The sequence below is a fragment of the Streptomyces sp. NPDC088812 genome, assembly GCF_044750285.1.
GTDB lineage: Bacteria > Actinomycetota > Actinomycetes > Streptomycetales > Streptomycetaceae > Streptomyces.
The window spans coordinates 257,266-278,994 of the sequence record NZ_JBIVJP010000003.1 but is presented as its reverse complement, the minus strand read 5'-3'; the positions used below and the strand labels follow the sequence as shown (position 1 = coordinate 278,994).

General features: G+C 72.4%; 19 protein-coding genes and 1 pseudogene. 10 read left to right on the top strand and 10 right to left on the bottom strand.

From position 1 onward, the window contains the following. Positions 1–43 precede the first annotated feature (43 nt). Complete coding sequence (locus ACIP67_RS07415) at positions 44–484, top strand: hypothetical protein (protein WP_401688735.1); 441 nt, start codon at positions 44–46, stop codon at positions 482–484. 148 nt (positions 485–632) lie between these two features. Here the strand turns inward: ACIP67_RS07415 and ACIP67_RS07410 are convergent, their stop codons facing one another. Beyond that, a complete protein-coding gene (locus tag ACIP67_RS07410; RefSeq protein ID WP_401688733.1) occupies positions 633–1,391 on the bottom strand; it encodes a GntR family transcriptional regulator in 759 nt (252 codons plus the stop codon). Positions 1,392–1,583: 192 nt separating this feature from the next. Here ACIP67_RS07410 and ACIP67_RS07405 point away from each other — a divergent pair. Beyond that, positions 1,584–1,937, top strand: a pseudogene (locus tag ACIP67_RS07405) (ATP-binding protein); the annotation flags it as partial. 98 nt (positions 1,938–2,035) lie between these two features. Here the strand turns inward: ACIP67_RS07405 and ACIP67_RS07400 are convergent. Further along, positions 2,036–3,712, bottom strand: a complete 1,677-nt coding sequence (locus tag ACIP67_RS07400) for a thiamine pyrophosphate-binding protein (RefSeq protein WP_401688730.1) — start codon at positions 3,710–3,712, stop codon at positions 2,036–2,038. Positions 3,713–4,347: 635 nt separating this feature from the next. Between ACIP67_RS07400 and ACIP67_RS07395 the strand changes: the two genes are divergently transcribed. Further along, positions 4,348–5,136, top strand: a complete 789-nt coding sequence (locus ACIP67_RS07395) for a phosphatase (RefSeq protein ID WP_401688727.1) — start codon at positions 4,348–4,350, stop codon at positions 5,134–5,136. 96 nt (positions 5,137–5,232) lie between these two features. On the opposite strand, the gene ACIP67_RS07390 is transcribed toward ACIP67_RS07395, so the two are convergent. The 4 genes from ACIP67_RS07390 to ACIP67_RS07375 form a co-directional block, all read right to left on the bottom strand. Continuing rightward, positions 5,233–5,592, bottom strand: coding sequence for a hypothetical protein (locus tag ACIP67_RS07390; RefSeq protein ID WP_401688724.1), 360 nt, complete (start codon positions 5,590–5,592; stop codon positions 5,233–5,235). A 319-nt stretch (positions 5,593–5,911) separates the two neighbouring features. Then, positions 5,912–6,787 carry an acyl-CoA thioesterase gene (locus ACIP67_RS07385; protein ID WP_401688723.1) on the bottom strand — a complete coding sequence of 292 codons (876 nt, stop codon included), beginning with the start codon at positions 6,785–6,787 and terminating at the stop codon, positions 5,912–5,914. 35 nt (positions 6,788–6,822) lie between these two features. Then, the gene (locus ACIP67_RS07380) at positions 6,823–7,980 is read right to left on the bottom strand and encodes an acyl-CoA dehydrogenase family protein (RefSeq protein ID WP_401688720.1); all 1,158 of its coding nucleotides are present in this window, start codon (positions 7,978–7,980) and stop codon (positions 6,823–6,825) included. 344 nt (positions 7,981–8,324) lie between these two features. Continuing rightward, positions 8,325–8,927 carry a TetR/AcrR family transcriptional regulator gene (locus tag ACIP67_RS07375; RefSeq protein ID WP_401688718.1) on the bottom strand — a complete coding sequence of 201 codons (603 nt, stop codon included), beginning with the start codon at positions 8,925–8,927 and terminating at the stop codon, positions 8,325–8,327. Between the two features lie 87 nt (positions 8,928–9,014). Here ACIP67_RS07375 and ACIP67_RS07370 point away from each other — a divergent pair, with 87 nt between their 5' ends. The 4 genes from ACIP67_RS07370 to ACIP67_RS07355 are packed head-to-tail and all read left to right on the top strand — an operon-like array spanning position 9,015 to position 14,741. Further along, complete coding sequence (locus ACIP67_RS07370; protein ID WP_401688715.1) at positions 9,015–10,667, top strand: carboxyl transferase domain-containing protein; 1,653 nt, start codon at positions 9,015–9,017, stop codon at positions 10,665–10,667. Between the two features lie 11 nt (positions 10,668–10,678). Continuing rightward, positions 10,679–12,601, top strand: coding sequence for an acetyl/propionyl/methylcrotonyl-CoA carboxylase subunit alpha (locus tag ACIP67_RS07365; RefSeq protein WP_401688712.1), 1,923 nt, complete (start codon positions 10,679–10,681; stop codon positions 12,599–12,601). Positions 12,602–12,618: 17 nt separating this feature from the next. Next, a complete protein-coding gene (locus ACIP67_RS07360; RefSeq protein WP_401689271.1) occupies positions 12,619–13,575 on the top strand; it encodes a hydroxymethylglutaryl-CoA lyase in 957 nt (318 codons plus the stop codon). A gap of 5 nt (positions 13,576–13,580) precedes the next feature. Next, a complete protein-coding gene (locus tag ACIP67_RS07355) occupies positions 13,581–14,741 on the top strand; it encodes an acyl-CoA dehydrogenase family protein (protein WP_401688709.1) in 1,161 nt (386 codons plus the stop codon). 94 nt (positions 14,742–14,835) lie between these two features. Here ACIP67_RS07355 and ACIP67_RS07350 read toward each other — a convergent pair whose 3' ends face one another. Next, positions 14,836–15,222 carry an FkbM family methyltransferase gene (locus tag ACIP67_RS07350; protein ID WP_401688707.1) on the bottom strand — a complete coding sequence of 129 codons (387 nt, stop codon included), beginning with the start codon at positions 15,220–15,222 and terminating at the stop codon, positions 14,836–14,838. A gap of 241 nt (positions 15,223–15,463) precedes the next feature. On the opposite strand from ACIP67_RS07350, the gene ACIP67_RS07345 reads away from it, so the two are divergent. Further along, the gene (locus ACIP67_RS07345) at positions 15,464–16,000 is read left to right on the top strand and encodes an ATP-binding protein (protein WP_401688704.1); all 537 of its coding nucleotides are present in this window, start codon (positions 15,464–15,466) and stop codon (positions 15,998–16,000) included. Here ACIP67_RS07345 and ACIP67_RS07340 read toward each other — a convergent pair. The 3 genes from ACIP67_RS07340 to ACIP67_RS07330 are packed head-to-tail and all read right to left on the bottom strand — an operon-like array spanning position 15,937 to position 19,825. After that, positions 15,937–18,078 carry a glycosyltransferase family 2 protein gene (locus tag ACIP67_RS07340; protein WP_401688701.1) on the bottom strand — a complete coding sequence of 714 codons (2,142 nt, stop codon included), beginning with the start codon at positions 18,076–18,078 and terminating at the stop codon, positions 15,937–15,939. The two genes, ACIP67_RS07345 and ACIP67_RS07340, sit on opposite strands and share 64 nt — an antisense overlap. Further along, complete coding sequence (locus tag ACIP67_RS07335) at positions 18,075–18,782, bottom strand: hypothetical protein (protein ID WP_401688699.1); 708 nt, start codon at positions 18,780–18,782, stop codon at positions 18,075–18,077. Before ACIP67_RS07335 ends, ACIP67_RS07340 begins: the two co-directional genes overlap by 4 nt. Continuing rightward, on the bottom strand, positions 18,779–19,825 hold the full coding sequence (locus ACIP67_RS07330; protein ID WP_401688696.1) for a glycosyltransferase family 1 protein: 1,047 nt from the start codon (positions 19,823–19,825) through the stop codon (positions 18,779–18,781). Before ACIP67_RS07330 ends, ACIP67_RS07335 begins: the two co-directional genes overlap by 4 nt. A gap of 259 nt (positions 19,826–20,084) precedes the next feature. On the opposite strand from ACIP67_RS07330, the gene ACIP67_RS07325 reads away from it, so the two are divergent. Both ACIP67_RS07325 and ACIP67_RS07320 read left to right on the top strand, forming a co-directional pair. Next, positions 20,085–21,035 (top strand): multiprotein-bridging factor 1 family protein, encoded by a 951-nt coding sequence (locus tag ACIP67_RS07325; protein WP_401688693.1) that lies wholly within the window; start codon positions 20,085–20,087, stop codon positions 21,033–21,035. Continuing rightward, positions 21,032–21,601 carry a peptide deformylase gene (locus ACIP67_RS07320; protein WP_401688690.1) on the top strand — a complete coding sequence of 190 codons (570 nt, stop codon included), beginning with the start codon at positions 21,032–21,034 and terminating at the stop codon, positions 21,599–21,601. Before ACIP67_RS07325 ends, ACIP67_RS07320 begins: the two co-directional genes overlap by 4 nt. Positions 21,602–21,729 lie beyond the last annotated feature (128 nt).

Genomic DNA, 21,729 nt, shown 5'->3' with positions numbered 1-21,729 from the left:
AGCAGGCCGTTGGCCAGGCCGGGCCGGTCACGATGAACCCGATGTGCGGATCTCCTCGGCTCACTGCCTTTCGGCAGTGCCGGCCCTGCTGCCGGATGCCGAATGGTGGGCGGAAGAGGCGGGGAGTGGTTCGTCAGCGAGAGGGGACGAGGCGTCGGCCTTCCCGCCTGTCCGGTTGCGGCGCTGGGCTGGGGCGCCGGAGACGGTGAAGCCGTTCCTCTCCGCGGTGGGCGACAGCCCGGCGACGGTGCGATGGGACTTCAACGCCTGGCCCGAGGCTCCGGAGGCAGCGCTGGGGGTGGGAGGCACCAGAGGCGCGTTCGTCACGCTGTGTGTTCATGCCCGCGACCTCGACCTCGAGGATCCTGCGACCTGCCACACGGTTTTCGTCCACGTGAAGCAGGTCGAGGCCGAACGCGCACCTTGGCTGGCGGCCCAAGTGGGATTGCGGGTGATCGGCGACTTGGTGATGGCACCGTACTGACGTGCCGTGAGCGGAGGTTCATCGCTGTCGCATCCGCCCAGCGGGGAAACCTCAGGGGATACACCGAGGCCGTCGGGAACCAGGCGGGCACATACGCCCTGCCCGGCCGCTGACGGTTGAGCGACCATCCGCATCGCCCGGCATCGACTCACGCCTCGAATCCGTACTCCAGCACGTACGCCGCCGAGTCCAGCACCATCTCATTCACCTCGACGGCAGCACTGTCGGCGTCGAAAGCGGTACGGGCCACCAGCACGACGGGGACACCGGGCGGCAGGGCGAGCCGTTCGGCCTCGTCCCCGCTCGGCATGCGAGAGCGGATCTCCTCCCGGAAACGGACCGGCCTGCGCCCCAACTCCTCAAGTCGCGCGTAGACACCGCCAGGGCCGGTGTCCGGCTGAGTGATCGCCGTGCCGGAGACGAGGTCGGCGGACAGATACGACGTGGAGAGGAGGACCGGTTTGCCATCGAGGGTGTAGCGGCGCCGACGGACACAGACCCTCTCGCCCGCCGCCAGGTCCAGGACCCCCGCAACGACAGGTGTGGCGTCCTCCTCGCCGACCTCTACCCCGTCGATGACGAGTTCACGGCCGGCAGCATCGGCCTCCCAGACGGACCGGCCCTCCCCCCACTGGGCACGGGCGAGACGTTCGACACCCCGCCGCCGGATCGGCTTGAAGTCCCGGACGAACACTCCGGCACCCTTGCGCGCCTCGACGATCCCTTCCGCCCGGAGGACCCCGAGAGCCTGCCGGGCCGTCATACGCGCCACGCCGTACGTCGCCATGAGGTCGTTCTCACCGGGGAGCCGCTCACCGGGGCCGTACTCGCCAGCCTCGATCGCCGCACGCATATCGGCGGCGATGCGCTGGTACTTGGGCTGACGCCCCGATCCCCGGCTGCTCATCCAAGCCTCTCCTCTGATCATCTCTAGGCATCCTAGGCATCGATCGTCAGCCTCTACAGCCGGACGGCGACTCCATCCGGGCAATTTCGCTCACATCTCTAGAGAGGCGGGTAATTGTCGGAGGACGAGTGCTTCACTCATCTCTAGAGATGAGTGGAACCAACCCTTGCCGAAGGCGCCCCGGAGGTCCTCATGTCAGTCCCCGCCATGCCACAGCAGCCCGCACGTCCCGGCGTCGCGGAGGTTCGGTGGCGGCGGCCGCAGAACCCTCGCAGCGCGAGGCGGGCCCGAGACCTGCTGCGCGGTCAGCTCGCGGAGTGGGAGGTCGACGGCGAAGTCGCCGGCACGGCCGAGCTGCTGCTCACCGAGCTGGTCACGAACTCGCTCCGGCACGCCGGGGTTCCGGCCGGAGGGGAGATCGGCGTACGCGTCGCTCGGTACGGCTCCCGCCTACGGGTGGAGGTCGCCGACGGCGACAACGCCCGGCCGGAGCCGAGGACGGTCACCGACGAGGACGAAGGCGGCCGCGGGCTCTTCCTCATCGCCTCCCTCGCCCGGCGGTGGGGGTGCTGCCCCGGTCTGCACGGCGTCGGGAAGGCGACATGGGCCGAACTTCACCTCCCGCGCCCCCGGGAAAGCACCCCTCACCCCGCATGCGTCGGTGCGAACAGCCGCAGCACCGCCGGCAGCACCACCACCGACGGACCGGGCGACGCCAGTGCCTTCGCCAGGTCGGCCTCCAGGGTCTGCGGTGTCGTGCGGATCCCGGGTACCCCGAACGACTCGGCCAGGGCCACATAGTCGGGGCGAGTCGGTTCCGCCGCTGCCGCCCGGACGACGGCGTCCGCCGAGAACGCGCCGGGGCCGCCGTCGTCGACGACGATCCAGGTGACGTTCAGCCCGTACTGCCGGGCCGTCGCCAGTTCGGCGACCGAGTACAGCGCGCCGCCGGCGCCCGACACCGCCAGCACCGGGCGGGTCGGGTCCGCCACCGCCGCGCCGAGGGCCGCCGGGAAGGCGTAGCCGGGACCGCCGGCGCCCTGCGCGGAGTGCATCCGGTTGGGGCCCTTGGCGTCGAAGGCCGACCACGCCCAGGAGGTCAGGACGGTCATGTCCCAGAAGGACGGGGAGTCGGCGGGCAGCGCCCGGCGCACCGACGCCAGCACCTCCTGCTCCACGGCGAGGTCCTGGGCGGCGATGCGGCCGGCGACCTCGGCGAGCAGGGTGCGCACGCGCTCGGGGGCCGCGGGGTCCTCGCGCTCGGTGACCGTCTCCAGCAGCGCCTGCAACGCCAGGCGGGCGTCCGCGTGGATGCCCAGGGCCGGGTGGTTGGACTCCAGCTTGCCGAGGTCCGCCTCGATCTGGACGATCCGGCCCCGGGGCCGGAAGGTGTGGTGGTTGGAGGACAGCTCGCCCAGCCCGGAGCCGACCACCAGCAGGACGTCCGCGTCCTCCAGGAAGTCCGTCGTGCCGCGGTCCTCCAGCCAGGACCGCAGCGACAGCGGATGCGTCCAGGGGAACGCGCCCTTGCCGCCGAACGTCGTCACCACCGGCGCCCGCAGCAGCTCCGCGAGCCGGCGCAGCTTCTTCGAGGCGTCCGCCCGGACCACTCCCCCGCCCGCGACGATCGCCGGGCGGGCGGCCTTCGACAGCAGGTCGGCGGTGACCGCCGTGAGCTCGGGGCGCGGCACCAGCTCCTCCGGGGTCGCGTCCACACCCGTCACCACCGGGATCGGCGTCGGCGCCCGCAGGACGTCCTGCGGGATCTCCACCCACACCGGGCCGTGCGGTGCCGTCAGCGCCGACTTCCAGGCCTCCGCGATCGCGGAAGGGATCTGGGACTGGGTGCGGACGGTGTGGACGGACTTGACCACGCCCCGGAACGAGGCCGCCTGGTCGGGGAGCTCGTGGAGGTAGCCGTGGCGCCCGCCGCCGAGCCCCGCCGTCGGGATCTGGCTGCTGATCCCCAGCACGGGAGCCGAGGCCGCCGCCGCCTCCTGGAGGGCGGCGAGCGAGGTCAGCGCGCCCGGCCCCGCCGACAGCAGCAGCGGGGCCGCCTCACCGGTGACCCGGCCGTAGGCGTCCGCCGCGAAGGCGGCGTTGTTCTCCGCCCGCAGGCCGACGTAGCGCAGGCCGGAGCGGCGCAGGGCGTCGGACAGCCCGGCGGCGGGCCGGCCGGGCAGGCCGAAGACGGTCGTCGCGCCAAGACCGGCCAGGGTCTCCACGACCAGGTCCCCGCCGGTGCGGCCCGGGGGAGGGTTCAGGGCGGCCTCCGTCTGGGCGGGGGTCGGACGGAGCACCAGGTCGTGGTCGTGGGTCACTGCGCGCGGGCCTCCGCAATCCGACGGGACGTGATCGTGGTCAGTTCGTACGCCGAGTGGGACGCGGCCACCGACGCGGCCCACCGACGTGATCTCCGCGTGATCGTACGCGGGGGCGACCTCGACGCCGTCGGCGCATCGCCTCCGTCGCCGCCGTCCTGCCCCCCTCCCCCTGACCGGCGAACACCGGAGCGGCACCGCAGCGACACAGGAGCGGCACAGGAGCGGCAGCACGGGAGCGGCCCGCTCGTCGGCCCTGGTGCGTCTGCCGCCGGGGCCGCGCCGGAAGCGGTCGTGCCGGAAGCGGTCGTGCCGGAAGCGGTCGTGCCGCCGCCCGGCGGGGAGCGGTGGCACGGGCCGGGGCGCGCCGGACGCCGTGGCCGCCTCCGGGCCGGGCACGGCCCCCCGGCCCGCCGCCGACCGGCCTCGCCGACGGCGTCGTCCGGGTCCTCCTCCCCGCGCCGGCCGGGAGCGGGCCGCGCGTGCCGGGGCGGGCGGGGCGACGGTGGCGGACCGGGGCGACGGTGGCGGACCGGGGCGACGGTGGCGGACCGGGGCGGACGGGGCGAGTGACCCGCGTCCCAGCGTCCGGAACTGCGGGTACGCCCACAGACGGCTGCCCCACAATGGACTCCATGCCGATACCCGGGACCCCCAGCCGCGCCGAGCTCGCCGACCACCTCGTCAGGACCCGTATCGCGGGGGACGTCGCCACCCCGCGCGAGAACAACCTCTCCCACTACCGTCAGCTGGCGAACGGTGTCCGCAACTTCTGGCTCGGACTGGAGCTCGGCGACCGCTGGACCGACGAGCAGGACGTGCTCGCGGTGATGGCGGAGCGGGTCGGGGTCAACGACGACCCCGAGTACCGATACGGCCAGGACACCATCGACCCGGAGCTGACGGTCGACGCCCTGGACCGGCTGGCGGGGCGGCTGCGCAAGGCGGCCGAGGACCGGCAGCGGGTGCTGTTCGCCACCGGCCACCCGGGCGGTCTGCTCGACGTCCACCGCGCCACCGCCGCCGCCCTGCGCGCGGCCGGCTGCGAGATCGTCGTGATCCCGGACGGGCTCCAGACCGACGAGGGGTACGTCATGCAGTTCGCGGACGTGGCGGTGCTGGAGCACGGCGCCACCCTCTGGCACACCCATTCGGGCGAGCCGATGCGGGCGATCCTGACCGCCCTGGAGCGCCAGGGCCGCCCGCTGCCCGACCTGGTCGTCGCCGACCACGGCTGGGCGGGCTACGCCGGACAGCACGGCGTGGACTCCGTCGGGTACGCCGACTGCAACGACCCGGCCCTGTTCATCGCCGAGGCGGAGGGCACCGTCCAGGTGACGGTCCCGCTCGACGACCACGTGGTCAGCCCGCGCCACTACGACCCGATGACGGCGTATCTGCTGGCGGAGGCGGGCCTGGCGTAGTCGGCCGGTCCGGCGGGGACCCGGCCGGCGAGCCGGGAGACAGCGCGATGCGCGGTCCTTTCGGGAGCCGCGCATCGCGCCGTTTCGGGTGTCGGATCAGTGCCCGCCTCCGCCGCCGCCACCGTGACCGCCGCCACCGTGACCGCCGCCGCCATGGCCACCACCGTGACCGCCGCCGTGACCGCCGCCGTGGCCGCCACCGTAGCCGCCGCGACCGTTGTCATGGTCACCATGGCCATAGCCGCCGCGACCGTTGTCGTGGTCGCCGTAGCCGCCGTGGCCGTAACCGTCGTCGCAGTCGTTCCACCACGAGTCGTCGTCGCAGTAGTAGTTGTGGCTGTAGCCGCGGTGGTCGTTCGCGGAAGCGGTGCCCGCTGTGCCCACCGCGATACCACCGGCCATGAGCAGCCCTGCGGCGGACGCCGCAGCGAGACGCTTGGCGCGTTGTACTCGCATGAGGATTACCTTTCGCTCCATCGTCTCCCGCGCTCCCCCGGGGGGCAGCTCGGGAATGGATGGCCGCAGCCGCAAACGAAGTTGCGACAGGGTCTTCCGGTATCACCGCACCGGGAGCACGGTCTCGGCCGCCGACGCCTCCAGGCCGCCCGTCGTTGCTCGCGGGCGATCGCTGTGGCCTTGGTCCGCTCGGATCGGGAACCGGCCGGCCGGGCGTGCCGTGCATGCGGCGTTCACTCATTGAGACTAGTGCCGCCCCGACAGATCGGCATCTCGGACGCCCCTCGGACGATCAGCCGTGGCGGGCCGCGCCGGCCGGTCACCGCGGGACCCGGACCACGCCCTCCTGGATCACCGAGACGGCGAGCCGTCCGTCGCGCGTGTAGATGCGGCCCTGCCCCAGGCCTCGGCCGCCGTACGCCGACGGCGACTCCTGGTCGTACAGCAGCCAGTCGTCGACCCGGAACGGGCGGTGGAACCACATGGCGTGGTCGAGGGAGGCGCCGACGACGTCACCGACCGCCCAGCCGCCGCGGCCGTGCGCGAGGAGGATCGAGTCCAGCAGCGTCATGTCGGAGACGTACGTGGCCAGGACGACGTGCAGGAGCGGTACGTCGACGGCACCGCCGAGCTTGCCGTTGGTGCGGAACCAGACCTGCGAGCGCGGCTCGCGCGGCTCGCCGAACCGGCCGAACGGCGGCTCGTCGACGTAGCGCAGGTCGATCGCCTGACGGGCCTCCAGGAACTTCTCGACGACGGCCGGGTCCAGATGGGCGTAGCCGCGCAGGCGGTCCTCGGAGGTGGGCAGGGTCGCCGGGTCGGGCGCGGGCGGTATCACGGCCTGGTGGTCGAGGCCGTCCTCGTACGTCTGGAAGGACGCCGACAGGGTGAAGATCGGGCGGCCGTGCTGGACCGCGACCGCGCGGCGCGTGGTGAACGAGCGGCCGTCGCGGATGCGCTCGACGGTGTAGACGATGGGCGCGCCCGGGTCGCCGGCGCGCAGGAAGTACGCGTGCAGGGAGTGTGCGTGCCGGTCCGGGGGGACCGTGCGCCCGGCGGCGACCAGCGCCTGGGCCGCGACCTGGCCGCCGAAGACGCGCGGGACGACGGCGGAGCGGGACCGGCCGCGGAAGATGTTCTCCTCGATCTGCTCGAGGTCGAGCAGATCGAGGAGATCGTGCAGTGCCTGACTCATGGGGACTTTTGTACCGGGCGGCAGGCGCGGCCGGGTTACAGGCCCATGTCCTTGGCGATGATCGTCTTCATGATCTCGCTGGTGCCGCCGTAGATGCGGTTGACCCGGTTGTCCGCGTAGAGGCGGGCGATCGGGTACTCGTTCATGTAGCCGTAGCCGCCGTGGAGCTGGAGGCAGCGGTCGATGACGCGGTGGGCGACCTCGGTGCAGAACAGCTTGGCGGAGGCCGCCTCGGCCGGGGTCAGCTCACCGGCGTCCAGGGCCTCGGTCGCGCGGTCGGCGACCGCCTCGGCGGCGTCGACCTCGGCCTGGCAGGCGGCCAGTTCGAACTTGGTGTTCTGGAAGTGGGCGACCGGCTTGCCGAAGACGGTGCGCTCCTGGACGTACTGCTTGGCGAACCGGACGGCGGCCTTGGCCTGCGCGTAGGCGCCGAAGGCGATGCCCCAGCGCTCGGAGGCCAGGTTGTGGCCGAGGTAGGAGAAGCCCTTGTTCTCCTCGCCGAGCAGGTCGTCGGCCGGCACCTTGACGTCGACGAACGCCAGCTCGGCGGTGTCGGAGGTGCGAAGGCCCAGCTTGTCCAGCTTGCGGCCGATGGAGTAGCCCTCGGACTTGGTGTCCACGGCGAACAGGGAGATGCCGAAGCGGCGGTCCTCGGCGGTCGGCGCGGAGGTCCGGGCGCAGACGATCACCTTGTCGGCGTGCACGCCGCCGGTGATGAAGGTCTTGGCGCCGTTGAGGACGTAGTGCGTGCCGTCCTCGCTCAGCTTGGCGGTGGTCTTCATGCCCGCGAGGTCGGAGCCGGTGCCCGGCTCGGTCATCGCGATGGCCCACATCTCCTCGCCGGAGACGAACTTCGGGAGGAAACGCTTCTTCTGCTCGTCGGTGGCCAGCATCTTGATGTAGGGCAGGGCCAGCAGCACGTGCACGCCGGAGCCGCCGAACTGGACGCCCGCGCGGGCGGTCTCCTCGTAGAGGACGGCCTCGAACTTGTGGCTGTCCAGGCCCGCGCCGCCGTACTCCTCCGGCACGTTGATGCCGAAGATACCCAGCTCGCCGAGCTTGTGGTAGAAGTCGCGCGGCGCCTGGCCGGCCGCGAACCACTCGTCGTAGACCGGGACGACCTCGGCCTCGATGAAGGCGCGAAGTGTCTCCCGGAACGCCTCGTGATCCTCGTTGAACACCGTACGGCGCACGCCGCCACCTCCACGTACCTCGGCATGTCTAAGCGCTTGCTCAGAGCACACGGTACCGATGGGTAGGGATCGCCGTCCAGACCGCCGGACCAGATACCGCCGTAACGCTCGTCACGCCGAACGGCCGGGCGGCCGGGCGGCGCACGGGTACGCACCGATGGCGGCACCGCCCGCCCGTCCGGCCCGCACGGCCCGCCCGTCCGCGCGCCCCGACCTGCACCGCCCGTCCGCGCGCCCCGACCCGCACCGCCCGCCCGTCCGACCCGCACCGCCCGCCCGTCCGACCCGCACGGCCCGCACCGCCCGCCCGTCCGCGCGCCCGCACGGTCCGTCCGGCCCCCGCCTCACCCGGCCGGGGGCACCGCCGCCGCGAAGGCGCCCCGGGCCATCCGGTGCAGCAGCGCCGCCGTGGCCCCGCGGCCGGGCAGGGAGCCGGACCGGCCGAGGTGCGGGGTGGAGTTCAGCAGGCCGAACACGGAGTGCACCGCCGACCGGGCGGCCGGCTCCGCCAGGTCCGGGTACGTCTCGCGGACCACACCCACCCACAGTTCCACGTACTGCCGTTGCAGCTGGCGCACCAGTTTGCGGTCGCTGTCGCGGAGGCGGTCCAGCTCCCGGTCGTGCAGGGTGATGAGGGGCCGGTCGTCGATCGCGAAGTCGATGTGGCCCTCGATGAGGGAGTCGAGGAGCACCTCGGGGCCGACGCCGTCGGCCTCCTGGACGCGGCGCCGGGCGCCGCTGAGGAGCCGGCCGCTGATGCCGACCAGGAGCTCCGCCAGCATCGCGTCCTTGCCGGGGAAGTGCCGGTAGAGACCGGGGCCGCTGATGCCGACGGCGGCGCCTATCTCGTCCACGCCGACGCCGTGGAACCCGCGCTCGGCGAAGAGGCGCGCGGCCTCCTTGAGGATCTGGTCGCGTCGGGTGGGGGCGTCGGTTCTGGTGGTCATGGCGGCAATTGTAGACAGGGCGGTTAGCGGTCGTTAACCTGAAGGGGCATGCGTTAACGCTCATTAACAAGGTGAGGGGACCGCGGGATGGAGCAGGCACCGGAGCCGACGAGCGACGGGGGTGCCCCCGCGCGAGTCCTTTCGAGCGTGGGGGACGACCCCGCGTCGGAGGCCTGGCGGGCCAACGAGGAGGCCCATCTCGCCCTCGTGGAGGAGCTGCGCGGCAAGCTCGCCGCGGCCCGGCTGGGGGGCGGCGAGGCGGCGCGGGCACGGCACACCGCGCGCGGCAAGCTGCTGCCGCGGGACCGGGTCGACACCCTCCTCGACCCGGGGTCGCCCTTCCTGGAGCTGGCACCGCTCGCCGCCGACGGGATGTACGAGGGGCAGGCCCCGGCGGCCGGGGTGATCGCCGGGATCGGCCGGGTCTCCGGGCGGGAGTGCGTCGTCGTCGCCAACGACGCCACCGTCAAGGGCGGCACGTACTACCCGATGACGGTGAAGAAGCACCTGCGGGCGCAGGAGGTGGCGCTGGAGAACCGGCTGCCGTGCCTCTACCTCGTCGACTCCGGCGGCGCCTTCCTGCCGATGCAGGACGAGGTCTTCCCCGACCGCGACCACTTCGGAAGGATCTTCTACAACCAGGCCCGGATGTCCGGCGCAGGCATCCCGCAGATCGCCGCCGTGCTCGGCTCGTGCACGGCGGGCGGCGCGTACGTCCCGGCGATGAGCGACGAGGCGGTCATCGTGCGGAACCAGGGGACGATCTTCCTCGGCGGGCCCCCGCTGGTGAAGGCCGCCACCGGTGAGGTCGTCACCGCGGAGGAGCTGGGCGGGGGCGAGGTGCACTCCCGGACCTCCGGCGTCACCGACCACCTCGCCGAGGACGACGCGCACGCCCTGCGGATCGTGCGGACGATCGTCTCCACCCTCCCGGCCCGCGGACCGCTCCCCTGGGAGGTGCGGCCCGCCGTCGAGCCGAAGGCCGACCCCTACGGGCTGTACGGCGCCGTGCCGGTCGACTCCCGCACCCCCTACGACGTACGGGAGATCGTCGCGCGGGTCGTCGACGGCTCCCGTTTCGCCGAGTTCAAGGCCGAGTTCGGGCAGACCCTGGTCACCGGCTTCGCCCGGATCCACGGCCACCCGGTCGGGATCGTCGGGAACAACGGCATCCTGTTCTCCGAGTCCGCGCAGAAGGGCGCCCACTTCATCGAGCTGTGCGACCAGCGCGGGATCCCGCTGGTGTTCCTCCAGAACATCTCCGGCTTCATGGTCGGCCGGGACTACGAGGCCGGTGGCATCGCCAAGCACGGCGCCAAGATGGTGACCGCCGTGGCCTGCACGCGCGTGCCCAAGCTGACCGTCGTCGTCGGCGGGTCGTACGGCGCCGGCAACTACTCCATGTGCGGCCGGGCCTACTCCCCCCGCTTCCTGTGGATGTGGCCGAACGCCAAGATCTCCGTCATGGGCGGCGAGCAGGCCGCCTCCGTCCTCGCCACCGTCAAGCGGGACCAGCTTCAGGCGCGCGGCCAGGAGTGGCCGCCGGAGGAGGAAGAGGCCTTCAAGGACCCGATCCGGGAGCGGTACGAGCGTCAGGGCAGCGCCTACTACGCCACCGCCCGGCTCTGGGACGACGGTGTCATCGACCCGCTGGAGACCCGCCAGGTACTCGGCCTGGCCCTGACCGCCTGTGCCCACGCGCCCCTGGGGGACCCCGGGTTCGGCGTCTTCCGGATGTGAGGAGGGGACCCTTGTTCGACACCGTGCTCGTGGCCAACCGGGGCGAGATCGCCGTCCGCGTCATCCGCACCCTGCGGTCGCTGGGGGTGCGCTCGGTGGCCGTCTTCTCCGACGCGGACGCCGACGCCCGGCACGTCCGCGACGCCGACACGGCCGTACGGATCGGCCCGGCGCCGGCCGCCGAGAGCTATCTGTCCGCCGAGCGGCTCCTGGAGGCCGCCGCCCGCACCGGCGCCCAGGCCGTCCACCCGGGCTACGGGTTCCTCGCGGAGAACGCCGGCTTCGCGCGCGCGTGCGCCGCGGCGGGGCTCGTGTTCATCGGGCCGCCCGCCGAGGCGATCTCCCTCATGGGGGACAAGATCCGCGCCAAGGAGACGGTGCGGGCGGCCGGGGTGCCGGTCGTGCCCGGCGGCCGCGACCCCGAACTGGCCGGGGCCGCCCGCGAGCTGGGCGCCCCCGTGCTGCTCAAGCCCAGCGCCGGTGGCGGCGGCAAGGGCATGCGGCTGGTCCGGGACCTCACCGCCCTGGAGGACGAGATCGCCGCCGCCCGCCGTGAGGCCCGCGCCTCCTTCGGCGACGACACGCTCCTGGTCGAACGGTGGATCGACCGGCCCCGGCACATCGAGATCCAGGTGCTGGCCGACGGCCACGGCAACGTGATCCACCTGGGCGAGCGCGAGTGCTCCCTCCAGCGCCGGCACCAGAAGATCGTCGAGGAGGCGCCGAGCGTGCTCCTGGACGAGGCCACCCGCGCCGCGATGGGCGAGGCGGCGGTGCAGGCGGCCCGCTCCTGCGGGTACCGGGGCGCGGGCACGGTGGAGTTCATCGTCCCCGGCCAGGATCCGACGTCGTACCACTTCATGGAGATGAACACCCGCCTCCAGGTCGAGCACCCGGTGACCGAGCTGGTCACGGGGGTGGACCTGGTGGAGTGGCAGCTGCGGGTGGCGGCCGGCGAGGCCCTGCCCTTCGGACAGGACGACATCACGCTCACCGGGCACGCGGTGGAGGCCCGCGTCTGCGCCGAGGACCCCGCGCGCGGCTTCCTGCCCTCCGGGGGCACGGTGCTCAGGCTGCGCGAGCCGCGGGGTGACGGGGTGCGCACCGACTCGGGCCTGAGCGAGGGCGGCGAGGTCGGCAGCCTGTACGACCCGATGCTGTCCAAGGTGATCGCGTACGGCCCCGACCGGGCGACCGCGCTCAGGAGGCTGCGGGCCGCCCTGGCTCAGACGGTCACGCTGGGCGTGCAGACCAACGCCGGGTTCCTGCGCCGGCTGCTGGCCCACCCGGCGGTCGTGGCGGGCGAGCTGGACACCGGGCTGGTCGAGCGGGTGGTGGCGGAGCTGGTCCCGGACGGCGTGCCGGAGGAGGTCTACGAGGCCGCCGCGGCCGTACGCCTGGACGGGCTCAGGCCCCGGGAGCGGGGGTGGACGGACCCGTTCTCCGTGCCGAGCGGGTGGCGGCTGGGCGGGGCGCACCGGCCGGTGGCCTTCGACCTGCGGGCGACGGGACTCGAACCCGTCACTCACCAGGTGCGCGGGGCCCATACCGTCACCGACGACCGGGTCGCCGTCACCCTCGACGGCGTCCGGCACACCTTCCACCGGGCCGGCGACTGGCTGGGCCGGGACGGCGACGCCTGGCAGGTGCGCGACCACGATCCGGTCGCCGCGTCCCTGACCGGTGCCGCGCGCACCGGCGTCGACTCGCTGACCGCGCCCATGCCGGGCACGGTGACGGTGGTGAAGGTCGCCGTCGGCGACGAGGTGGCCGCGGGCCAGAGCCTGCTGGTGGTGGAGGCGATGAAGATGGAGCACGTCATCTCGGCCCCGCACGCCGGCACGGTCGCCGAACTCGACGTCACCCCGGGCACGACGGTCGCCATGGACCAGGTCCTGGCCGTCGTCGCCCCGCACGAGGAGGCGGCCCGGTGACCGGGCGGGGACTGCCGATGGTGGTACCGGCCGGCCGGCTGCCCGCGCGGGTCCGGATCCACGAGGTCGGCGCGCGCGACGGGCTCCAGAACGAGCGGGCGACCGTGCCGACGGCGGTGAAGGCGGAGTTCGTGCGCCGGCTCGCCGGGGCGGGGCTGACGACGATCGAGGCGACCAGCTTCGTCCACCCGAAGTGGGTGCCGCAGCTAGCGGACGCCGAGGAGCTGTTCCCGCTGGTCTCCGGGCTGCCGGTGGAGCTGCCGGTGCTGGTGCCGAACGAGCGCGGCCTGGAGCGGGCCATGGCGCTCGGTGCGCGCCGGGTCGCCGTGTTCGCGAGCGCCACCGAGTCCTTCGCCAGGGCCAACCTGAACCGCACGGTGGACGAGGCGCTGGCCATGTTCGAGCCGGTGGTGGAACGGGCGAAGGCCGGCGGGGTGCATGTGCGGGGCTACCTCTCCATGTGCTTCGGCGACCCGTGGGAGGGGGCGGTGCCGGTCGGACAGGTGGTGCGGGTGTGCCGGGCCCTGCTCGGCATGGGCTGCGACGAGCTGAGCATCGGCGACACGATCGGCGTCGCCACCCCGGGCCATGTCCTCGCGCTCCTGGCCGCCCTCGGCGAACAGGGCGTCCCGGCCGGTGTGCTCGGCGTGCACTTCCACGACACCTACGGCCAGGCCCTCGCCAACACCCTGGCCGCCCTCCAGTACGGCGTCACCACCGTGGACGCCTCCGCGGGCGGCCTGGGCGGCTGCCCGTTCGCGAAGTCCGCCACCGGCAACCTCGCCACCGAGGACCTCGTGTGGATGCTGCACGGCCTCGGCATCGAGACCGGGGCCGACCTCGGCCGCCTCGTCGCCACCAGCGTGTGGATGGCCGGGCGGCTGGGCCGGCCCAGCCCGTCCCGCACCGTCCACGCCCTGTCCCACGAGGAGTTCCGGGGCCGAGAGGGCCGAGAGGCCCGCAAGGAGCAGTGACCGCCATGGACCACCGACTCTCCCCCGAGCTGGAAGACCTCCGGCGCACCGTCGAGGAGTTCGCGCACGACGTCGTCGCGCCGAAGATCGGCGACTTCTACGAGCGGCACGAGTTCCCGTACGAGATCGTCCGCGAGATGGGCCGGATGGGCCTGTTCGGGCTGCCGTTCCCCGAGGAGTACGGCGGCATGGGCGGCGACTACCTCGCCCTCGGACTGGCGCTGGAGGAGCTGGCGCGCGTCGACTCGTCCGTGGCGATCACCCTGGAGGCGGGCGTCTCCCTGGGCGCGATGCCGATCCACCTGTTCGGCACGGAGGAGCAGAAGCGGGCCTGGCTCCCCCGGCTCTGCTCCGGTGAGACGCTGGGCGCGTTCGGGCTCACCGAACCCGACGGCGGCTCGGACGCGGGCGCCACGCGCACGACGGCCCGGCTGGACGAGGCGACGGGTGAATGGGTGATCAACGGCACCAAGTGCTTCATCACCAACTCGGGCACCGACATCACGGCCCTGGTCACGGTCACGGCGGTGACCGGCCGGGGGCCGGACGGCAAGCCGCTGATCTCGGCGATCGTCGTCCCGTCCGGCACCCCCGGCTTCACCGTCGCCGCCCCCTACTCGAAGGTCGGCTGGAACGCCTCGGACACCCGCGAGCTGTCGTTCTCCGACGTCCGGGTCCCGGCGGCCAACCTGCTCGGCGAGGAGGGCCGCGGCTACGCCCAGTTCCTGCGCATCCTGGACGAGGGCCGCATCGCCATCGCGGCGCTCGCCACCGGACTCGCCCAGGGCTGTGTGGACGAGTCGGTGCGCTACGCGCGCGAACGCCACGCCTTCGGCCGGCCGATCGGCGCCAACCAGGCCATCCAGTTCAAGCTCGCCGACATGGAGATGAAGGCCCACACGGCCCGCCTGGCCTGGCGGGACGCGGCGAGCCGCCTGGTGGCCGGCGAGCGCTTCAAGAAGGAGGCGGCCCTCGCGAAGCTCTACTCCTCCACCGTCGCCGTCGACAACGCCCGCGACGCCACCCAGATCCACGGCGGCTACGGCTTCATGAACGAGTACCCGGTCGCCCGCATGTGGCGCGACTCCAAGATCCTGGAGATCGGCGAGGGCACGAGCGAGGTGCAGCGGATGCTGATCGCGCGGGAGCTGGGGCTGGTGGGCTGAGGAGGACCTTGTACGGCCAGGGGCCCGGGACCGGCTGGGCTCACTCGGGTGTCTGCGCTACGCGGCCTCGGCTTCACGCGTGACGTCTGCGTCATCAGCCCGTGCGACGGGCAACCTCGCGGCCCACGCCAGGACCTCGACGAGGTGCTCGGCCGGCAGACCGACGTGCCGCGTCCGCTTCGAACGAGGAGACCACGGTGCGCGGGAGGACTGAGGTGGTGTCGCCGAGGTTGGTGGAGCGCTCCAGATAGAAGGTCATCCGGCCCGCGGCGTCGGACACCGCGGCGTTCACCGTACGGACGTTGGTGCACCCGTTGGCCTCGATGTTCGCCGTCAGAGCCCGGTAGAAGGCCGGGGAGGGTTCGATCGCGATGACGCGGTCGGTGGGGCCGACGAGCTGGGAGGCCAGCAGCGTGAAGTAGCCCGTGTGCGCGTCGGCGTCGACCACGAGGTCCCCGGGGGGATGCGGTTGTGCATCCATGCGGTCAGGTCCGGCTCCCATGCGCCGAACAGCCAGAGGTAGCGCTGCATGACATCGCTGGTCGTCACGGGGAAGACGGTGCCGATACGGGTGCGGACAGTCGGGCGCATACCGAACATGAACGATGGGATCACGGCAGAACTCCCTGGGGTGGGGTGCGGCCGTTCGGCCGCGCTACGGGCGGAAGGGTGGCAGGCTGGGCTCCAGGAGCAATCCTCAGAGCGCGAGGAGGAGAGCGCGGGTGAAGGCGGTGGAGCCCAGCCGGACCGCTGACCGCGGTCGGGAGACCGGGCCGGTGGTGTATCTGCTGGTCGGGCTGACCGGGTCGGGCAAGACCACGTACGCCCAGCGGCAGCTGGAGCCGGCCGGAGCGGTGCGGCTGTCGGTGGATGAGCTGGTCCACGCCCGGCACGGCAGCTACGGCGTGGACTATCCGGAACGGGACTACTTCGCCCTGGAGGCGCCGGTGGTCGCCGAGGTCCGGGAGCGCCTGGTGGAGCTGGTTGAAGCAGGCCGGGACGTCGTACTGGACCACGGCCTGTGGCTGCGATCGGCCCGCCGAGAGTGGAAGAAGCTCGTCGAGGAGGCGGGCGGCCGGCCGCAGCTGTTGTACTTCCCTGTCGAGCGGACCGAGCTGCTGCGGCGTCTGGAGGAGCGCAACCTGCGTGAGGACGCCAACGCGCTGACCGTGACGGATTCGGCGCTTGACGACTTCTACGCCCGGTTCGAACCGCCCGTGGGCGAGGGTGAGGAGATCATCGAGCCCGGCTGGTTCTGACCCTCCCTTGAGATCGGTGGCCACCAGGTGGTCACCAGCCGTGTCGCCTGCGCCGCCCACCAGTTGGGGATGGTCTGGAGCGAGACGGGCCGGAAGCCCAGGCGCGGGGAGTCGACGGCGATTCGGCCGCCGTGCCGGTGAAGGTGCTGGAGCAGGCGGCGGGCCTCGGCGAGCCGGGCCGGGGAGGCGGCCTTCCAGGTACCGTCCGACGAGTGCACGGCCCGCCGCTCGATGTCCTGGCGTACGCCATCGCGCCACTTGAAGTGGTGGACGGCAACCGGTGGCCGGTTCGCCGGGCGGTGGCCCTCGGCGCGGTGGTTGCCGGAGGCCACGGCGACACTGGAGTGCGCGAGCACGATCTTGCGGGGGTCGCCGCCCAGGAGCTGGTGGGTGAGGAAGGCGCCCAGCGGATACGCCGCGTCCAGGCCCGTCCGCGGGTCCCAGCCGGTCAGGGAGCCGTCCGTGGTGACGCGGTCGAGCATCAGCCCGCCCGCCACGCGGTGCCCGTCGTGCTCCGCCTGGGCGATCATCTCGTCCAGCGGGACGGGGTGCTGCTGGAACTCGTCGGCGTCGGCGAGCAGGTGCCAGCCGCGCCCGGCCTGCTGCCGCAGGGCGTCTCTGAGTTCGCCGTTGGTGTGCTCGTGCCACGGGCCGCTGCTGGTGGCGGTGGGGATGATGCCCAGCTCGCGGCTGGCGGCCTGGAGTTCGTGCCGCCGCTGGTCGGGGACGTGTTCGGGGAAGTGGAAGGCGACGAGGAACCGCTCGATGCCCAGGAGCCGGTAGTGGCGGACCCAGGCGGCCAGCAGCGGGACTTCGACGGGGCCGATGACAGAGACCAGCGGCGGAGGTGTGATCAGCATCGTGACTCCTTCGTACGGAGGGAGGCGAAGGTGTGGATGAGGAAGTCGGCCTGCTCGTCGGCTGTCCGCATGCCCAGCAGGCGGGGTGCTTCGGTGCCGGGCTGGGCGGGCGGCTGGTGGATGACGGTGTGCAGGACGTCGGCGAGGCCGTCCGGGTCGCCGGCGGGGAAGGTTCTGACCGCGAAGCCGACCGGTGAGAACGGGGTCGTGGTCGGAGACGATCAGGGGGACGCCGAGGCAGGCGGCGTCCATCACTAGCCCGGACTCCTTGCCGACGCCGGGATGCCGCGCTACCAGGGCGGCATCGGCGGCGGCGTAGACCAGCCGCAGCACGCTGTCTGTGACGGGGCCGGGCACAGTGTGCAGGCGCAGGCCGGGCAGGGCCCGCCACCGCTCGAGAACGGCTTCGTCGAGCGGGGCCCCGGTGCTGATGAGGTGCAGCGGTTCCGTCAGCCGGGCCAGGGCGGTATCGATGACGGCGATGTCCTTGTAGGGCCACCAGCCGCCCACCAGGCACACCACAGCTTCGGCGGCGGGGATACCGAAGGCCGTCCGGCCGCCCTCGCGTTCCGCGTCGGTGAGGCGGCGGCCGTCGTCGACCGCGAAGGCCCGCACCACCGCAGGCAGATCCGGGAAGGCCGTCGCCGTCTGATCGCCCACCGCCCGCGTCGGATACACCGCGATCACCCGTCGCTCGCCCCTGCGGGCGAGCCGCCCGAGGAGCCGTACGGGAGCGTCCTCGGTGGTGACCTGTTCGTGGACGAACCGCAGGTGCGGCTGTCCGCCGAGGAGGGCGGCGGCCCCGTGCAGGGCCTCGCTCGCGGTCAGGATCACTACCGCCCCGGCACCGGGCTGAAGGCGGCGGGCGGTCCGCAGGGCCGATGCCTCGGCCAGACAGCGGGCGATAAGGGTGACCTGGTGCGGCAGCCGCCGCAGGCGGCGGGGCCATCGGCGTGAGCGGAAGATGCGCTGCCCGGCAGTGGAGAGCCCGGCCATAAGGCGGGAAGCGGCCAGCAGGACGGCCGCCGCTCGCCCGGCCGGGGCGGTACCCAGCCGGGCGCCGGCCTCGCGCAGGAGCGTGACCGTCTCGTCGGCGATCCCGTGCGGGGCGATGGCCAGGCTGCCGGGCCGGGCATGGGCGAGCGCCACCAGTGTGCGCTGGTGGTGGCCGCCCAGGCGGTTCGCGTACGGCTCGATCAGCACGAGCGGACCGGTCATCCCGAGACCGCCTGGTCCCCGTGGGCGGTGGTGAAGCGGGCCCGCAGCCAGGTGGGGTCGTTGAGGTGGTCAAACAGCTTGGGGGCGCGGGCGGCCCCAAGGGCGAAGGCGACGCCCTCTTGGGCTCCGGCGGCGGCGTAGGCGGCGAACTCGCCGTCCCGGCTCATGGCCCACGCCTCCACCCGCTCTCGGGCATCGTCGTCGGCCATGCCGTACTCGCTGCCACGGGCGAGCATCGCGCACTCTCGAAAACCGGCCCTCCACGCGTGGAAGGGGCTCTGGTTGAACCGGGTGACGCCCGCGCTCTGTTCGGCGAACTCGATGCGGCCCGGGAGGGCGGCGAGCACGTCCACCGCCTCGCCCATCTCGCGCAGGGCACTGCGGCGGATCAGCTTCAGCCCGCCGTAGCCGTAGGTCAGGCCGTTGACGGGGTTGACCGCCCGCCACACCCGCATGGACACGCCCTCGTCCAGCGGTTCGACCATGGCGGGGGCGAAGTCGGTGTCGATGGCGAAGTCGCCGTCGGCGAGAAAGAACTGCTCGCGGTCGACGACCTCGGCGCACAGCCGGTAGGCCCGGCGCATCCCGTGTACGCCGTGCAGGCGCTTGACCGTGCCGCCGAGCGTCCTTTGCAGGCGGGCGTGGAGGGAGCCCGCCATCGGCTCGTCGTAGGAGAGGAACACCGCGTCGTACCTGGTCGTCACGAGAGAACCTCCAGGTAGCGGGCGGCGACCAGGGCGGGGGCGAAGCCGGCGGTGGAGGCGTAAGCACGCTTGGCGTGCAAGGCGTGGAACTCGTCGTCGTCGGCGAGGCGTTCGGCCAGCGTGACGGCCTCGGCCGGGGTGTCGAAGCACAGTTCTGCGTCGATGTGCTCGGCGAGCCAGCCCAGGCGCGGGGAGATGACCGGCAGGCCCATGCCCTGGCAGTCGATGACACTCATGGACCAGGGGCAGCCGGGGCGGAAGGGGGCGATGCCGAAGCAGGCGCCGGCGAGCAGGTTCTTGTAGCGGACGCGGTCGCCCCGGTCGGAGACGATCTGGACGTGCGGCAGCGTGGAAAGCTGCTCACGCATCTTCTCCGGGCTGTTGTCCAAGCCCTGCCGTTCGGGACGGCGCCGGCCGAACAGGTCCATCACCCGTAGCCGGAGGCGGCCGGAGGCGACCAGGTCACGGGCCAGGTGCACGAACTGCTCGGTGCCGTAGTGCGCGTACAGCCTGTGGTTGTAGATGCCGATCGCCCCGGCGCCGGAAACGGGCTGAATGGTGGCGGGAGGACAGACCAGGCGGTCGTCGCGCGGGGCGGGCACCACCCGCAGCTTCTCGCCGAGGTCCAGGGTCATCCGGACGGCAGCGGCCGACACCCAGGAGGCGGCCGTCGAGGAGTGGACCATCACCCGGTCGCAGGCGGCCAGCCCGGCGACGAACGCCAGCAGCACCGGCCGCCCGAGACCGGCGTCGTTCAGGGACGGATCCAGCAGGAGCTGACCGCCACCGCTGAAGGAGAACGGCAGGTAGTGGCAGTACCCGGCCAGCAGTGCGTCCGATCCGGCCTCCAGCAGGGCCGTGCGGATCGCCGGGGCCTCCTCGATCTGGTTGGCCACCACCGCGTCCGGCCTCTCGGCCCGGATCAGTGCCACCAGTTCGTCGATGTCCGCGGAGAACCGGGCACGGTACTTCGTCCCCGGTACCTTCGTCTGGTGGAAGCCGCAGCGGGCATCCCCGGCCGCCGCCGGTGCCGCGACGGTCACTTCGGCCCCCCGCATCCGCCAGGGCCGGAGCGAGCAGGTCCGCGAAGATCCACCCCGAGTCGGCCGACAGCCGGTCGGGGTTGGAGATGTTGAGCAGGTACAACACGCGCATGTGCGTCGCCTCCCTGATACTGCCCGGAGGGTCGATCCGGGCCGGTGAGGGAAGGAAACCGGCGACGCGCGCCGTGACGGAATGGTGAACTTGGATCACTCATGGTTCATTCATGCTCACCAACGAGTGACGCGGGGGCGGCCTTTGATGAGCGCTCAGGCGGCCGAGAACTACGCGGCCGAGGTGGCGCGGTGGCGGGAAGTACGCGGCACGTCCAAGCGGGCGTTAGCACAGGCCATGGGATTCGACCCGTCCTACGTCAGCCACGTGGAGTCGGGCCGTCACAAGCCCACCGAGGAGTTCTCACGCCTTGCCGACGAAGCCCTGAACGCAGGGAAGGCAATCTGGCGGCGCTGGTGCGACTATGAGCAGGCGAAAGCCCGTGCTCGGCGTCCGGCGGCCACGCCGCCTGCCCAGCGCAGGCCCGAGCAGCCGTACGCGACCGGATCGGCCCTCATCGTCGAACACGACGCGGCACGGCTCCAGTACGACGGCAGCAAGTACCGGCTGACCATGCGCCGCCGGCTGCGGAACACCGGCGATGAACCGGTGACCCGGTACCTGATCCGGATCTCCGTGGACCGCTACCCTGGCGACCCCGAGCACTCCAACGCCCACTACCGGGCCCACCCGCTGACCTGGAACGAACTCGCCCTCACCGCGACCTGCCGGGACGAGGCAATGAGCTGGCAGGTGAAACACGACCGCGACGCCTTCAAGGAAGTCTGGCTGGTGTTCGACAACGAACACGGCCGCTTCCCGCTCTACCCGGGTGAATCCGTGTGGATCGAGTACGCCTACACCGTCGGCGACGACAAGTGGGGCAACTGGTTCCAGCGGGCCGTCCGCCTGCCCACCGAACAGCTCGAAGTCCAACTTGTCTTCCCCACTGCGCTCGACCCGGTCGTGTGGGGCACCGAGACCTCCATGACCGCCGAAGCGTCTCCGCTGCGGACCCCGCCTGTCCGCAGTGACGACGGTGAGCTACGGCAATTCACGTGGATCACGACCACACCCGCTCTGCACGCTCGGTACCGTCTGGAGTGGCGGTTTCGGGCGAAAACCGAACGCGACACCGATCAAAGGGAGTTCAGGTGACTGACGTGCGGCCCAGCCAGCAGATGCGAGACCTCGGCGTCGTCCAGCACGGCGCCGGCATCCTCGCCGAACCGGCCCGCGCCTTCAACCTGCCCACAGAGCGCGACGAGGCCGAGCGCATCACCGACGAGCTCTTCGCCGCCATGGAACGGATCGGCCAGGTCCACCCGTTCGCCAAGGGCATGGGCATCGCGGCCCCGCAGATCGGCATCGGTCGTACCTCCGCCGTCGTCCAGCCGCCCGGCGACGCGCCTGCCATCATCCTGCTCAACCCGCGGATCATCGACCTCTCCGACGAGATGGACGAGCAGTACGAGGGCTGCCTGAGTTTCTTCGACGTCCGTGGCCTCGTCCCCCGGCCCCTGAAGATCACCGTTGAGACCACGGCCCTGACCGGCGAGACCGTGACCACCGTGTACGAACGCGGCCTCGCCCGCCTCATCCACCACGAGATCGACCACCTCGACGGCCTGCTGTACACCGCCCGCATGAGGACCGGCGTCGCCCCGATCCCCGTGGAGGAGTACCGGCAAACCGGCCAGGTCTGGGCCTACGACGGCTCCTGAACAAGGCCCGCTGCGCCGCTACGAAGCTGACTGCTCCTGAAGGTCACCCACATCATCAACAATCGGCAGCAAGACAGGCCGTGGGGGAGCATTCATGACATCAGGAACAAAAAGGGAGTCCGCGTCCG